The organism is Streptomyces griseomycini, assembly GCF_014203535.1.
GTDB classification, from domain to species: domain Bacteria; phylum Actinomycetota; class Actinomycetes; order Streptomycetales; family Streptomycetaceae; genus Streptomyces; species Streptomyces griseomycini.
Window position 1 is genome coordinate 742,275 of record NZ_JACHJI010000002.1, and the last position, 14,061, is coordinate 756,335.

Genomic DNA, 14,061 nt, shown 5'->3' on the forward strand with positions numbered 1-14,061 from the left:
GATCCTGACCGCTTACGCGGTCGGACCGCCGAAGATGTCGATACGGTCGCCCTCGGCGAGGGTCACGATCGCGCGCTTGGTGGCGGCACGCTGGCCGAAGCCGGTGCGGGTCCGCTTGCGCTTGCCGATGCGGTTGATCGTGTTGACCCCGGTGACCTTGACCTCGAAGACCGCCTGGACGGCCTCCTTGATCTGGGTCTTGTTGGCACGCGGGTCGACGAGGAACGTGTACTTGTTCTCGTCGATGAGCGCGTAGCTCTTCTCGGACACGACCGGCTTGAGCAGCACGTCACGGGGGTCCGTGTACGCCTTGCTCGCCGGGGTGACGACGGTGTTCTTGCCCTCGCTGGCGTGGCGGCGGGCCTTCTTCAGGCGCGCCTCCTTCGCCTTCTTGGCCGCCTTGGAGGCGATGGAGGGGTGACGGGCAGCCATCAGGCCTCGCTCCCTTCGTTGTCGTTGGCCTTGTTCGGGCCGGCGACGAAGGACTCGAAAGCGGCCTTGGTGAAGACCACGTCGTCCGAGACGAGAACGTCGTACGTGTTCAGCTGGCCCGGCTCCAGGATGTGGACCTGGGGCAGGTTGCGGGCGGACAGCCACGCGGCCTCATCGGCGCGGTCGACGACCAGGAGCAGGTTCTTGCGCTCGCTGATCTTGCCGAACAGGCTCTTGGCGGCCTTCGTGGACGGCGTCTCACCCTCGACCACGCCGGTGACGACGTGGATGCGGTTGTGGCGCGCCCGGTCGGTGAGGGCGTGACGCAGGGCGGCAGCCTTCATCTTCTTGGGGGTGCGCTGCGAGTAGTCGCGCGGCACGGGACCGTGCACGACGCCACCACCGGCGAACTGCGGCGCGCGGGTCGAACCCTGACGGGCGCGACCGGTGCCCTTCTGGCGGTACGGCTTCTTGCCGCCACCACGGACCTCGCCGCGGGTCTTGGTCTTGTGGGTGCCCTGGCGGGCAGCGGCCAGCTGCGCGACGACGACCTGGTGGATCAGCGGGACGCTGACCTTCTCAACGCCGAAGATCTCCGCGGGGAGCTCGACGGAACCGGCCTTGTCGCCCGCCGGCGAAAGGATGTCAACAGTGCTCATTACCTCAGGCCCCCTTGGCCGCGGTGCGGACCAGGACGAGGCCGCCGTTCGGACCGGGAACCGCGCCCTTGATGAGCAGCAGACCCTTCTCCGCGTCAACGGCGTGGACGGTCAGGTTCTGGGTGGTGACCCGCTCGTTGCCCATGCGACCCGCCATGCGGAGGCCCTTGAACACGCGGCCCGGGGTGGCGCAGCCACCGATGGAACCGGGGGAGCGGTGCTTGCGCTGGGTGCCGTGTCCGGCGCCGAGGCCACGGAAGTTGTGGCGCTTCATGACACCGGCGAAGCCCTTGCCCTTGCTCTTGCCGGTCACGTCGACCTTCACGCCGGCCTCGAACACCTCGGCGGTGATCTCCTGGCCCAGCGTGTACTCGGAGGCGTCCGCGGTGCGGATCTCGACGAGGTGGCGACGGGGGGTGACGTCGGCCTTGGCGAAGTGGCCCTTGAGGGGCTTGTTCACCTTGCGCGGGTCGATCTCGCCGAAGGCGATCTGGACGGACTCGTAGCCGTCGACATCGTTCGTGCGGACCTGGGTGACGACGTTGGGGCCGGCCTTGACGACGGTGACCGGGACGACGCGGTTGTTCGCGTCCCACACCTGCGTCATGCCGAGCTTCTCGCCCAGGATGCCCTTGATCTGCTTAGCCATCTCTCAGATCACCGGCCTCAGAGCTTGATCTCGATGTCGACACCGGCCGGGAGGTCGAGTCGCATCAGAGAGTCAACGGTCTTGGGGGTGGGGTCGAGGATGTCGATCAGGCGCTTGTGCGTGCGCATCTCGAAGTGCTCGCGCGAGTCCTTGTACTTGTGCGGCGACTTGATGACGCAGTACACGTTCTTCTCAGTGGGCAGCGGCACCGGGCCCGCGACCGACGCACCAGTGCGGGTCACCGTCTCGACGATCTTCTTCGCCGAGGAGTCGATGACCTCGTGGTCGTAGGCCTTGAGCCGGATGCGGATCTTCTGTCCCGCCATGGCTACTTCGTAGTCCTGTCTCTCATTACGCTCTGGAACCCGGCGTTCCCACCTTCTCCTCCGACCCACGCGGTCGGGCGTGTCGCGCTCCCGCTGACATGGATGTCCCTTGTCCGAACATCCCCGCGGGATTGACACGGCCCTACCAGAACCGCGGACCGGGGGCGAAAGGCCCACCGGGCGCCTGGCCGGCGCCGCGCCCACGCTTCCCGGAAGATTCCCGTACGTCCGCCCCTGATCAGGGACGACGAGTACTGTGGGACTCGCTTCCGGTCCTCCCGGCGGGAGGCGCGCAGCATCAACACTCGACCGAGCAACTCGGACAGTCTGCCACAGAGGGCGGGGGGCTGGCCAATCGGGCCGAAGAGATTACCCCGAAGGCGGACGGGATCAAACGCGGCACCGCACGGTGCTCACGGGGAGGCCGCCGGCCGGACCCGGGTGGTGAGCCGGCGCAGTGCTCCGTCGGGCGTCGGAGCCGGCAGCCCGACGCCGTCCGTGCCGGCGCACACCGCCCCGTCCTCCGCCACGGCCGGGTACCGGTTCCCCCTGTCACGCGTGCCGAGGGGTCGGGGCCGGCACCCGCCTGCTCGGACTGGCGGCTGCCTCAGCCCTCCCCGGCGACCGTAGGGAGCGCCGACGCGTCCTCCGGTGCCTCCAGGGCGTGGCGGGCCGGGGGGACGGTGACGAGGTCGCCGGTGCGTCCCTCCCGGGAGGCGTCGCCGCTGGTGAGGCGGACGCGGCCGCGCAGGACCAGCAGGGTGGCCCCGCCGGGGCGGTCGTGTTCGGCGAGGCTCGTGCCGACGGTCAGGGCGAGGAGGGTCCGGCACAGGGTGCGTTCGTGACCGCCGTGGACGGTGGCGGCGCTGCGGCCGTCGGAGGCGGCGGCGCGTTCCAGGTGTCCGCGGGTGAGGGCGTCGGGGGAGAGCTCCTGCACGGCACCGGGCCTTCCCGAGGGCGCCCTGCGGCCACCAGGGCCATGCGGGACACATCGTGGGGGCCTGCCGCGTCCGGGCCCGCAGCCGTACCGCCGCCCGTGTCCTCCGCGATACTGGCGCGGTGCCCCCGACACCGCAGCCCGTGACGCCCGACCCGCCGGCGGCGATCGCGCGCCCGCTGCTCACCCAGTCCTGGCTCGACCTGACGTTCGTCCACTGGGCGGTGGACCCGGCCGACGCGGCGGGGCTGCTGCCGCCGGGCACCGTGCCCGACACGCTGGGCGGGGTCACGTACGTCGGGCTCGTCGCGTTCCGGATGCACCGGGTGGGGTGGCTCCGCCTGCCGGGCGTGCCCTATCTCGGCACCTTCCCCGAGACCAACGTCCGGCTCTACTCGGTGGACGCGCACGGGCGGCGCGGGGTCGTCTTCCTGTCCCTGGACGCGTCCCGGCTGATCCCGGTGGTGGTCGGCCGCCTGGGGTTCCGGATGCCGTACCTCTGGTCCCGCATGAGCGTCCGGCACGACGGTGACACCGTCACGTACACCGCTTCCCGGCGCTGGCCCGGACCGCGCGGCGCCGGTGGTCGTCTCACCGTGCGCAGGGGCGAGCCGATCGAGGAGCCGACCGAGCTGGAGCACTTCCTCACCGCGCGCTGGGGCATGCACGGCGCCTTCTTCGGGCGGTCGGTGTACCTGCCCAACGCCCATCCGCGCTGGCCCCTGCACCGGGCCGAGCTGGTCGCGTGCGAGGAGGACCTGGTGACGGCGGCGGGGCTGCCGGGGCCGGCCGGGGAGCCGGTGAGCGTGCTGTACTCACCGGGCGTCCCCGCCCGCTTCGGACGCCCGGCACGCCCGGCCGGCATCCTCACGCCGTGACGACGCGACGCGGATGCGTCAGATGACGCCCTGCGCCAGCATCGCGTCCGCCACCCGCTCGAAACCGGCGATGTTCGCGCCGGTCACGTAGTCGCCGGGGGCGCCGTAGCGCTCGGCGGTCTCGGCGCAGGTGGTGTGGATGTCGGTCATGATGCGGGCCAGTTCGAGCTCGACCTGGTCGGCCTTCCACGACGTGCGCGACGCGTTCTGCGTCATCTCCAGCGCGCTGACCGCGACACCGCCCGCGTTGGCCGCCTTGCCGGGGCCGAAGGCGACGCCGGCCTGCTGGAGCAGGTCGACGGCCTCGGGCGTCGTGGGCATGTTCGCGCCCTCGGACACCGCCTTCACGCCGTTGCGGATCAGGATGGCGGCGTCGTCGGCGTTCAGCTCGTTCTGGGTCGCCGACGGCAGGGCGACGTCGGCCGGGACCTCCCAGACGCACCCGCCGGGCACGAACCGGGCGGAGGCGCCCCGGCGCTCGGCGTAGTCGCTCACCCGGCCGCGCTCGACCTCCTTGACCTGGCGCAGCAGCTCCAGGTCGATGCCCTTCTCGTCGACGACGTAGCCGCTGGAGTCGGAGCAGGTCACCGGGTTGGCGCCGAGGGCGGCCAGCTTCTGGATGGTGTAGATCGCGACGTTGCCGGAGCCGGAGACGACCGCCGTCTGCCCCTCCAGGTCCTCGCCGCGGGCGCGCAGCATCGCCTCGGCGAACAGCACGTTGCCGTATCCGGTCGCCTCCGGACGGATCAGCGAGCCGCCCCAGCCGGCGCTCTTGCCGGTCAGCACGCCGCCCTCCCAGCGGTTGGTGATCCGCCGGTACTGGCCGAACAGGTAACCGATCTCGCGGGCGCCGACGCCGATGTCACCGGCCGGGATGTCGGTGTACTCGCCGATGTGCCGGTACAGCTCGGTCATGAAGGACTGGCAGAAGCGCATGACCTCCGCGTCGCTGCGTCCCTGCGGGTCGAAGTCGCTGCCGCCCTTGCCGCCGCCGATGCCGAGGCCGGTCAGCGCGTTCTTGAAGATCTGCTCGAAACCGAGGAACTTGATGATCCCGAGGTTCACGGAGGGGTGGAAGCGCAGACCGCCCTTGTACGGGCCGAGGGCGCTGTTGAATTCGATCCGGAAGCCGCGGTTGACGTGGACCCGACCGGCGTCGTCCTGCCACGGCACCCGGAAGATGATCTGCCGCTCCGGCTCGACGAGCCGCTCGACGAGCCCGGGCTCGGCGTACTCGGGCCGGGCCGCGATCACCGGGGCGAGCGTCTCCAGCACCTCGCGTGCGGCCTGGTGGAACTCGGGCTCCGCCGGATTGCGGCGCTCGACCTCGGCGCGGAGCCGGTCGAGCGAGGTCTTGGGGTCGGGTCGTGAGGTCACGGGGTCCCTTTCTGGCGCGGCTGACACCGGGTACGAGCTGATGGTCAGGCGGTACGAGCCGGTGATGGGCGCTCGGCGCCATTGCCGCGCGCAGGACAGCGGCCGCGGGGAGTGGTTGCCCGAGGCGGCCGACTTTCCAGTGTTACCTCTGTGTAAACCGGAACGGCAAGAAGCCCGCACGATTGTCCGCTATCTGAGACCCATTGTACGGAAGGCGGGACGGCGTGTCGGGTTGGACCGCTCCCCGCCACACCTGCCCGTACCGCCCCTCGGGCTTCCGTGGAGGCGCGCCGCCGTACGGAGCCGCCGGGCGCGGAGAGCCGCGACGGGCCCGGCCCGTGTGGCGGTCGTCGCCTTCGACCGCGCGCCGCCTCCTCGGTCGCGCCGGCGCCGGGCCCCGCGACGTCACCGCGTGATCCTGTGCCGACGGGCGTCCGGCGCACCGCGCCGACCGGGGCCCGGCTATCGTGGTGATCACAACCGAGAAGGGTCAACTCCCGCTCGGTACAGGGGAAATCACGGCGGAGAAGCGGAACACCGGCACGGACGCCCCCGTACCGATCGACACCGGCGAGCCGCATCCCGCGCGGAGGTACGACTGGTTCCCCGGCGGCAAGGACGACCACCCGGTGGACGAGGAGCCGGGCAGGCGGTTCGTGGCCCTCGCGCCGGTCATCCCGGTCATGGCGCGATGGACCTGCGCGGCCGGGACCGGTTCGCCCGCTTCTTCGCGGGCCTGGAGCGGGTCGTCCCCGGCGTCGTGGCCGCCGAGGAGCGGCATCCGGAGCTCGGCGAGCCGGTCCCCGGCCAGGAGGGGGCGCACAGCGGCGCCTACGTGGCGGTGACCCGCAAGGCGTGGCTCCCCTCGGGGACCGGGCGGTGGACCGCCCCCGGACCGGCCGTGTGCTGCCGGTCCGGGGGCGGTCCACCGGTGCGGGGCGCGGGTCGGTGGCGCCCGGCGGGCGTCCTCAGCCCTTCCGGCCCTTCCCGTGGTCCTTCTTCCCGCAGTCCTCCTCCCGGGCCTCCTTCAGGGTGTCCCGCAGGGCGTAGAAGGCGGGCTTGCGGACGTAGTCCTCGGTCATGACGTTCGCGAAGCCCTCGCCCTCGAAGAACACCGGCACCCACGAGTACTTGTCGGTGAAGCCCCAGATGGTGAACGAGTTGCAGCCGTCGACGGCCAGGCACGCCTCGAGCGTCCGCTGGTAGTAGTCGGCCTGCTTCTGCTCCTGCGCCTCGGTGGGCACACCGCTCTCCGGCAGGTCCATGCGGACGTCCAGCTCGGTGACGGCCGTCTCCAGGCCGAGCGCGTCGAACCGGCGCAGGTTGTCCTCCAGGTCGCCCGGGAAGCCGTAGCGCGTGCTCAGGTGTCCCTGCACGGAGAAGCCGTCCACGGGCACGCCCTCTTCGAGCAGGTCCTGGACGAGGGCGTAGTAGGCGTCGCTCTTGGCGTTGACGCCCTCGACGTTGTAGTCGTTGAAGAACAGCTTCGCCTTCGGGTCCGCCTTGTGGGCCCAGCGGAAGGCGTCGGCGACGATGCCCGGCCCCAGTTCGCGGATCCAGATGTTGTCCTGGGTGCGCAGGTTGCCCTGGTCGTCGAAGATCTCGTTGGCGACGTCCCACTGCTGGATCCTGCCGGCGTAGCGGCCGACGACGGTGGTGATGTGCTCGCGCAGGATGGCGCGCAGTTCCGCCTTGGAGAAGTCGCCCTCCTCCAGCCACGCCGGGTTCTGGCTGTGCCACAGCAGGGTGTGGCCGCGCACGACCTGCTTGTTGCGCTCGGCGAACTCGACGATGGCGTCGGCCTGCCCGAAGTCGTAGCGGTCCCGCTCGGGATGGATGTAGTCCCACTTCATCTGGTTCTCGGGGGAGACCGAGCTGAACTGGCGCGCCAGGACCTTCCGGTACTCCCTGTCGTGCGTGAAGGGGTCCGGGTAGTCCTGCTCCAGGTGATGGCCGCCGCCCGCCACGGCGGTACCCACGACGAAGCCCTCGGGGGCGGCCGCACGCAGCCGGTCGAACTTGGCGTGGGGGTGTGGCGCGGCCTTCCGGCCGGCCGACGGGTCGGCGGTCGCCGTGCCCGCCATGAGCGGCAGGGTCAGGGCGGCGGTGGCGACGGCCACGGTGGCGAAGCGAATGGATCTCATGCGGGGAGTCTCATTCCGATCGTCGTTCTCGAATGTTTCGAAGCATGTCCCGAAACATTAGGGATGGCCGGACGCTAAGGTCTGGCCGAGCGGCGCGTCAATACCCGTGCGGAGGTCCGCCTGCCGACGGGCCGACGAGTTCGCCGGCGACCCACCGCGCGACGTCGGCGGGGTGGGTCGCCGGCAGCCCGAGGACGACGTGCCGGAAGCCGGCGTCGACCGCCTCGCCGATCGCCTCCCGCGTGGTGCCGGGCGGTCCCAGGAGACGGGCAGGTGGACCGAGCGGGTGACCGAGGCGGGGCCGCGGCCGGTCCCGGCGCAGCGGCGGTCCGGCGGGGCACCGCGGCGGACGGCGTCGTCGATGTCGCCGCCGGGGATGTCCCACGGGTCCGCGTGCTCGGCGGGTGGGGGTGCCGGACGGGTGCGGGGCTGCCGAACGCTCCGGTGAGGTGGTGGCGGGCGCCGTGGAAGTCGAACGGTTCCGTCTCGGTCCACAGCCGCCGGATCACCGTGCGGGCCTCGGCGAGGCTCTCCACGGCCTGCACGGGGGTCGAGGAAGGGCAGCCCGTGGGCCGGGTACCCGCGCCGGGCCTGCGGCGGGTCCGGTCGCGGGCCGACGCCGATGCCGGAGTCGAGCCGTCCGCCGAAGACGACGTCGACGGTCGTGGCGATCCCGGCCAGCGGCGCGGGCGGCCGGAACCGGCCGCTGGTCACCATCACGCCCGGCCGCAGCCGCCGGGTCCGGGCGCGAGGGCCGAGAGCAGTGTCCAGCCCTCGTAGGCCGGTCCGTCGGGGTCGCCGAAGACGGGCATCAGGTGGCCGAACAGTCACGCGCGCCCGATCTCCGGGATCGCGTCCGCCCCGCGCCGGACGCGCAGGACGTCGTGGTGGTCGGCCTGCGAGGGGCGGTCACGATCCCGAAACCGGGCCGGGGCGGGTGCGGCATGCGCCGGTGCTCCTTCCGGTGCCGGCGGCACGTCCGTCAGCGGCGCCGCAGTGACGGGTCGAGCAGCGCGGGCGGGGTGTCGTGCTTCTCGTGCGCGGCCAGGTCGGTGCCGGGGGCGACGATCGCGTCGATCGCGTCGAGCACGTCGGCGGGGAGCACGGTGTCCGCGGCAGCGAGTTGCGCCTTCAGGTGCTCCGGCGTGCGGGGGCCGATGAGCGCGCTGGTCACGGCGGGGTGCGCGGTCACGAATCCGAGCGCCAGCTGGATCATGGTCAGGCCGGCCCCGTCGGCGACCCCGGCCAGCCGTTCGACGGCGTCGAGCCGGGCCCGGTTGGCCGGGAGGGCGAGGTCGAAGCGCTCCGGCATCAGCGTCGAGCGGTTGGTGGCGATCTCCCGCCCCTCGCGGACCGCGCCCGACAGCCAGCCCGAGGCCAGCGGACTCCACACCAGCACACCGAGCCCGTACTCCTCGGCCACGGGCAGGACGTGGGCCTCGATCCCGCGCTGCAGGATCGAATAGCTGGGCTGTTCCGTGACGTAACGGCCCAGGTGGTGCTCGCGGGCGGCCCACTGCGCCTGCACGATGCGGTGGGCGGGGAAGGTGGAGGAGCCGAAGTAGCGGATCTTCCCGGCGCGCTGGAGGTCGGTCAGGGCCGACAGTGTCTCCTCGTCGCTCGCGGCCGGGTCCCACCGGTGGATCTGGTAGAGGTCGACGTGGTCGACGCCGAGCCGGCGCAGGCTGTCGTCCAGCGCGGTGACCAGCCAACGGCGCGAACCGCCCCGACGGTTGCGCTCCCCCATCGGCATGGCCGCCTTCGTGGCCAGCACGAGGTCGTCGCGGCGGCCGGCGACGGCCTTGCCGACCATCTCCTCCGACTCCCCCTCGCCGTACCAGTCGGCGGTGTCGATGAGGTTGACGCCGGCCTCCAGGGCCGCGTCGACGAGGGCCGTGGCCTCGTCCTGGGTGGTGTTGCCGATCTTGCCGAAGTTCATCGCGCCGAGCGCGAGGGTGCTGACCTGTACGCCGGTCCGGCCCAGGGTGCGGTACTGCACGACCGTGTCTCCTCATGGCAGAGAGAACCCGAAACGGAACATCGTTCCGGTACGTTCGGACGATACGGAACACTGTTCCGTTTTGGCAAGCGCGGGTGTGCGCGGGCATGCGTGAGACCATGCGGGGGCGCGCGAGAGGTGGAGGAACGACGCGGTGGACCAGAGCGACCAGGGCGACGGGCCCGCGGCCCCGTCACGGCGGAAGGACGCCCGGCGCAACAAGGAGGCGCTGCTCGACGCGGCCGCCGCGGTCTTCGTCGAGTCGGGCGTGGACGCCCCGGTGCGCGAGATCGCGGCCCGGGCCGGCGTCGGGCTGGGCACCCTCTACCGCCACTTCCCGACGCGGGCGGACCTCATCATCGCCGTCTACCGGCACCAGGTGGACGCCTGCGCCGAGGCCGGCCCGGCCCTGCTGGCGACCAGTGCGACCCCGCACGCCGCACTGGGACTGTGGATCGACCGGTTCGTCGACTTCCTGGTCACCAAGCACGGCCTCGCCGCCGTGCTGCGGTCCGACAGCGCCGGCTTCGACGCGCTGCACGCCTACTTCCTCGACCGGCTCGCGCCCGTCTGCACCCAGCTGCTCGAAGCCGCGGCCGCCGCCGGCGAGATCCGCGCCGACATCGACGCCCTCACCCTCATGCGCGGCGTCGGGAACCTCTGCATCGGCGCGGACAGCGACCCCCGCTACGACGCACGCCGACTGGCCGGCCTCCTCGTCGCCGGACTGCGCCGACCGCACTGACCGCACCGACCACCGGCCGGGCAGCCGGGACGGCGGTCGCCCCGGCCCTCCCCCACCAGGTCCGTACCAACCCCTTGCCCCCGCCCCCTCCACACCGCAAGCTCCCCTCATGGAGCTGGAGTTGCGGCATCTGAAGACGATCAGGGCGATCGCGGACGCGGGCAGCCTCACCCGGGCGGCGACCGACCTGGGGCTCGCGCAGCCCGCGCTGAGCGCACAGCTCAAGCGGATCGAACGCGCCCTGGGCGGCGAGCTGTTCGAACGCGGCCGGCACGGCGTACGGGTCACCGCGCTCGGCGAACTCGTCCTGGAACGCACCCGTATCGTGCTGCCCGCGGTGACCGAACTGCAGCAGGAGGCGGCGCGGTTCGCCCGCACCCCGCGCGCGACCGCCTGCTTCCGGCTGGGCGGCACCCACGGCCCGTTACTGGGCGCCCTGGTGGACCGGCTGGCGGACGCGGCGCCCGACGCCCGGATGACGACGTGCACCTCCTGGTCCGAGCGGGAGCTGGCCGGCCTGCTGGCGGAGGGAAGGCTGGACTTCGCGCTCGCCGGCACCTGCGGGTCCGCTCCCCCGCCGGGCGCCGAGGGCCTGGTCTGGCGGGAGGTCGCGGTCGACCCGGTGTTCGTCATGCTGCCGGAGGACCACCCGCTCGCCCACCGCGCGGAACTGGACCTGGCCGAACTGGCCGGCGAGGAGTGGGCCTGTGTGCCCGGCGACGGCTGCTTCGGCGACTGCTTCACCGCGGCCTGCGCCCGCGCCGGGTTCACCCCGCGCCGCATGTACGAGACGGACACCGCGTCCCTGGTCCACCTGGTGCAGGTGGGCCGGGCGGTCGGGATGTGCCGGGCGACCTTCCCGACCACACCCGGGATCATCACCCGGCCGCTCACCGGCACACCGCTGACCTGGCGGCACCTGCTGGGCTGGCACGCGGTGACCCAGCGGGCGGAGACCGCCGCGACCGTCCTGTCCCAGGCCCGGATGGCCCACGCGGGCGTGGCGGCGGGCAGCGCCAGCTACACCGAGTGGCTCGCCGCGCACCGCGCCCCGGTGGACGGCCCGAGCACGCTCCCCGAAGCGGTGCCCTGAGCCGGGTCCGGACCGGCCCCGAACCGGCCCGACGGGTTCCATAACGCCGGGGAGAGGGCCGGCCGACGTCTTACGGCGGCCGGTCGGCCCTTCCTACGGTTTCGGCACCTCCCCACCGAAACCGAGGAGACCCCGCATGTCCCCCATGCTCCAGCGACACACCAGAGCCAGAGCCGCGGGTGCCGCACTCGCGGCGACGGCCGCCCTGCTCGTGGCCGGGCTCAGCGGCTCCGCGAGCGCCGGGACGGCCGCCACCGCGGCGAACGCCGCGGACCCCGCCGCTCCCTCGGCCGCCGAGACGCTGCGCACCGACGCCGCCCCGCCCGCCCTGCTCAGGGCCATGCAACGCGACCTCGGCCTGAACCGGGGACAGGCCGAGCGGCGACTGGCCAACGAGGCGGAGGCCGGAGCCACGGCGGGCCGCCTGCGGGCCGCGCTCGGCGACGACTTCGCGGGCGCCTGGGTGCGCGGCGCCGAGTCCGGCACGCTGACCGTGGCGACGACGGACGCCGACGACGTACCGGCCATCGAGGCGCAGGGCGCCGAGGCCACCGTCGTGCGCCGCTCCCTGGCCGACCTGGACGCCGCCAAGGCCCGCCTGGACCGGGCGGCGGAGCGGAGGGGCAGCACGGACGCGCCGGTCTGGTACGTCGACGTCCGCACGAACACGGTCGTCGTGCAGGCGGTACGGACGTCCGCGGCCCGCGCCCTGCTCGACGCGGCCGGCGTCGGCGCCGGACTCGCCCGGATCGAGAGGACGACCGAGAAGCCCCGCGCGCTGTACGACCTGCGCGGCGGCGAGGCGTACTACATCAACAACAGCGGCCGCTGCTCGATCGGCTTCCCCGTCACCAGGGGCACGCAGGAGGGCTTCGCCACGGCGGGCCACTGCGGCCGGACGGGTGACAGCACGAGCGGCCACAACCGCGTCGCGCAGGGCACCTTCCAGGGCTCGGTCTTCCCCGGCCGCGACATGGCGTGGGTGGCCACCGACCCCAACTGGCGGGCGACGCCGTACGTCAAGGGCGCCGGCGGCCAGAACGTCCAGGTCACCGGCTCCACGCAGGCCACGGTCGGCGCCTCCGTGTGCCGCTCCGGCTCCACCACCGGCTGGCACTGCGGCACCGTCCAGCGGCTGAACACCAGCGTGACCTACCCCGAGGGCACCATCACCGGCGTGACCCAGACCTCCGTGTGCGCCGAGCCGGGTGACTCCGGCGGCTCGTACATCTCCGGCAGCCAGGCCCAGGGCGTCACCTCGGGCGGTTCGGGCAACTGCAGCACCGGCGGCACGACGTTCTTCCAGCCGATCAACCCGCTGCTGCAGAACTACGGCCTCACCCTGAAGACGAGCGGCGACGGCGGCGAGGAGCCGCCCGAGGAGGAGCCGGGCGGCACCTGGGCGGCCGGCACCGTCTACCAGCCGGGCGACACGGTGACCTACGGCGGCGCCGCCTACCGCTGCCTCCAGGGCCACCAGGCCCAGACCGGCTGGGAGCCCCCGAACGTCCCGGCGCTGTGGCAGCGGGTGTGAACCGTGCCTGACACCCCGTGGGGGTGACGGGGACGGGCCCGGGTGCGCGGGGGAAGAGCGGCGCCCGGGCCCGGCCGTCGTCCCGGTCCCATGACCGAGGCCCCGCGCCGGCCGACCACCGGGCGCGGGGCGTTCATCCGCCGACGGCCGGTGAGCACGTCCCCCGCACCCGACGGTCGGCGAGCTCCCTCAGCCGCTCGACCCCACCGGCCGACCGCACCCCGCGCTTGGGCAGCACGCACATGCCGGCCACCGTGTCGTCGACCGACAGCACGAACAGGTTCTCGGTCTCCTGGCAGCGTGTGAAGGCCCCCCACCGGAGGGTGCCCGAGGAGACGGCCGTGCGGCTGTGGACACCGACGTCGTCCACGCGCACGGCGTACCGCCCGTGGGCCTGCGCCCACCGGTCCAGCGCGGACACGCGGCGACGCAGCCGCGACGCGTCGTGGAGGGACCCCAGCAGCACCCCGAACGGCACCGGCGCCAGGAACGCGAGCGCGCGCAGCGGCCACGGCAGGGCGACGGCGGCGGCCAGGAGCAGGGTCGCCCCGAGGAGGACGGGGACCCGCCGGATCGTACGGGGATCCGTCCGGCCCGACCGCGCACACAGTGCCTCGGCCAGCTCCGCCCGGGTCGCCCGGAACTCCAGCTCGACCGACCGGGCCGAGGCGTCCGGTCCCGCGTCGGCGGCCATCAGCGACGGCTCTCCCGGGCCGTGGGCAGGTGCGCGTCCAGCAGGGCGCGCAGCGGCCCGGACCGGTCCGTTCCGTCCGTGCTCCGCTTGGGCACGCAGACCAGGCACGCGGCCTGCTCGTCGGCACCGACCAGCACGAACAGCCGACGTGTCTCGACGTACCGCGACAGGGCGGGCCAACCGGTCCTGCTGAGGGTGTGAGCGGTCTCGACGCACACCCCGGACTCGTCGACGGTGATCCGCCGCTCCCCCCGGGCCCCGTGGATCCGCTGCTGGGCCCGGGCCGCCGCCCGGGGTGCCAGGACCAGCGCGATCAGCAGCACCAGCGCGGCACCGCCCAGGCCGAACGGGTCGAGGGAACCGCCTTCCGGCGTGACCCGGAACGACAGGGCCGCGAGGACGAGCGCCACCACGATCACGGACCACTGCCTCCGCCGCATCGCCGGCGACACCTTCGCGTGCCCCCGCAGGGCCTCCAGCCACTCGTCGGCCGTCGTCGCGTGCCGTACCTCGACACGCCGCTCACCGACGTGCTCGGCAGCCGTCGTCACGGCGCTCCCGCCCCTCTTCTCCACGGTCCCTCCGGCGTCGACA

14 protein-coding genes and 2 pseudogenes are annotated in these 14,061 nt (G+C 73.0%); 5 read left to right on the forward strand and 11 right to left on the reverse strand.

Annotation, left to right across the window (positions count from 1 at the left end; all coding sequences use genetic code 11):
* Positions 1-12: 12 nt before the first annotated feature.
* The 5 genes from rplW to FHS37_RS07965 form a co-directional block, all read right to left on the reverse strand.
* Positions 13-432 carry a 50S ribosomal protein L23 gene (gene rplW, locus FHS37_RS07945; RefSeq protein WP_184818460.1) on the reverse strand — a complete coding sequence of 140 codons (420 nt, stop codon included), beginning with the start codon at positions 430-432 and terminating at the stop codon, positions 13-15.
* On the reverse strand, positions 432-1,091 hold the full coding sequence (gene rplD, locus FHS37_RS07950; protein ID WP_184818462.1) for a 50S ribosomal protein L4: 660 nt from the start codon (positions 1,089-1,091) through the stop codon (positions 432-434). The genes rplW and rplD overlap by 1 nt, the downstream gene beginning before the upstream one ends.
* A 4-nt stretch (positions 1,092-1,095) precedes the next feature.
* The gene (rplC, locus tag FHS37_RS07955) at positions 1,096-1,740 is read right to left on the reverse strand and encodes a 50S ribosomal protein L3 (protein ID WP_010036739.1); all 645 of its coding nucleotides are present in this window, start codon (positions 1,738-1,740) and stop codon (positions 1,096-1,098) included.
* Positions 1,741-1,757: 17 nt separating this feature from the next.
* Positions 1,758-2,066 carry a 30S ribosomal protein S10 gene (gene rpsJ, locus FHS37_RS07960; RefSeq protein WP_003948644.1) on the reverse strand — a complete coding sequence of 103 codons (309 nt, stop codon included), beginning with the start codon at positions 2,064-2,066 and terminating at the stop codon, positions 1,758-1,760.
* Between the two features lie 607 nt (positions 2,067-2,673).
* Complete coding sequence (locus FHS37_RS07965; protein ID WP_184818464.1) at positions 2,674-3,003, reverse strand: cupin domain-containing protein; 330 nt, start codon at positions 3,001-3,003, stop codon at positions 2,674-2,676.
* A 122-nt stretch (positions 3,004-3,125) separates the two neighbouring features.
* Between FHS37_RS07965 and FHS37_RS07970 the strand changes: the two genes are divergently transcribed.
* Positions 3,126-3,881, forward strand: a complete 756-nt coding sequence (locus tag FHS37_RS07970; protein ID WP_184818466.1) for a YqjF family protein — start codon at positions 3,126-3,128, stop codon at positions 3,879-3,881.
* Between the two features lie 18 nt (positions 3,882-3,899).
* On the opposite strand, the gene gdhA is transcribed toward FHS37_RS07970, so the two are convergent.
* The gene (gene gdhA / locus FHS37_RS07975; protein WP_184818468.1) at positions 3,900-5,258 is read right to left on the reverse strand and encodes an NADP-specific glutamate dehydrogenase; all 1,359 of its coding nucleotides are present in this window, start codon (positions 5,256-5,258) and stop codon (positions 3,900-3,902) included.
* Positions 5,259-5,773: 515 nt separating this feature from the next.
* Between gdhA and FHS37_RS40970 the strand changes: the two are divergent.
* Positions 5,774-5,950: pseudogene (locus FHS37_RS40970) on the forward strand (SAM-dependent methyltransferase); the annotation flags it as partial.
* 276 nt (positions 5,951-6,226) lie between these two features.
* On the opposite strand, the gene FHS37_RS07985 reads toward FHS37_RS40970, so the two are convergent.
* From FHS37_RS07985 to FHS37_RS07995, 3 genes and pseudogenes are all read right to left on the reverse strand, one after another.
* On the reverse strand, positions 6,227-7,402 hold the full coding sequence (locus FHS37_RS07985) for an endo-1,4-beta-xylanase (RefSeq protein ID WP_184818470.1): 1,176 nt from the start codon (positions 7,400-7,402) through the stop codon (positions 6,227-6,229).
* A 97-nt stretch (positions 7,403-7,499) separates the two neighbouring features.
* Positions 7,500-8,348 (reverse strand): annotated as a pseudogene (locus FHS37_RS40975) (LLM class flavin-dependent oxidoreductase).
* Between the two features lie 36 nt (positions 8,349-8,384).
* Positions 8,385-9,401, reverse strand: coding sequence for an aldo/keto reductase (locus tag FHS37_RS07995; RefSeq protein ID WP_184818472.1), 1,017 nt, complete (start codon positions 9,399-9,401; stop codon positions 8,385-8,387).
* Positions 9,402-9,555: 154 nt separating this feature from the next.
* Between FHS37_RS07995 and FHS37_RS08000 the strand changes: the two genes are divergently transcribed.
* The 3 genes from FHS37_RS08000 (at position 9,556) to FHS37_RS08010 (ending at position 12,773) form a co-directional block, all read left to right on the forward strand.
* Positions 9,556-10,146, forward strand: a complete 591-nt coding sequence (locus tag FHS37_RS08000; protein WP_184818475.1) for a TetR/AcrR family transcriptional regulator — start codon at positions 9,556-9,558, stop codon at positions 10,144-10,146.
* A gap of 109 nt (positions 10,147-10,255) precedes the next feature.
* Positions 10,256-11,239 (forward strand): LysR family transcriptional regulator, encoded by a 984-nt coding sequence (locus FHS37_RS08005; RefSeq protein WP_184818477.1) that lies wholly within the window; start codon positions 10,256-10,258, stop codon positions 11,237-11,239.
* 145 nt (positions 11,240-11,384) lie between these two features.
* Positions 11,385-12,773: an alpha-lytic protease prodomain-containing protein gene (locus tag FHS37_RS08010; RefSeq protein ID WP_184818826.1), complete on the forward strand. Its 1,389-nt coding sequence runs from the start codon at positions 11,385-11,387 to the stop codon at positions 12,771-12,773.
* Positions 12,774-12,906: 133 nt separating this feature from the next.
* On the opposite strand, the gene FHS37_RS08015 is transcribed toward FHS37_RS08010, so the two are convergent.
* Together FHS37_RS08015 and FHS37_RS08020 are read right to left on the reverse strand one after the other, a co-directional pair.
* Positions 12,907-13,467, reverse strand: a complete 561-nt coding sequence (locus FHS37_RS08015) for a YcxB family protein (RefSeq protein ID WP_184818479.1) — start codon at positions 13,465-13,467, stop codon at positions 12,907-12,909.
* Complete coding sequence (locus FHS37_RS08020) at positions 13,467-14,018, reverse strand: YcxB family protein (protein WP_184818481.1); 552 nt, start codon at positions 14,016-14,018, stop codon at positions 13,467-13,469. Before FHS37_RS08020 ends, FHS37_RS08015 begins: the two co-directional genes overlap by 1 nt.
* Positions 14,019-14,061: the final 43 nt, after the last annotated feature.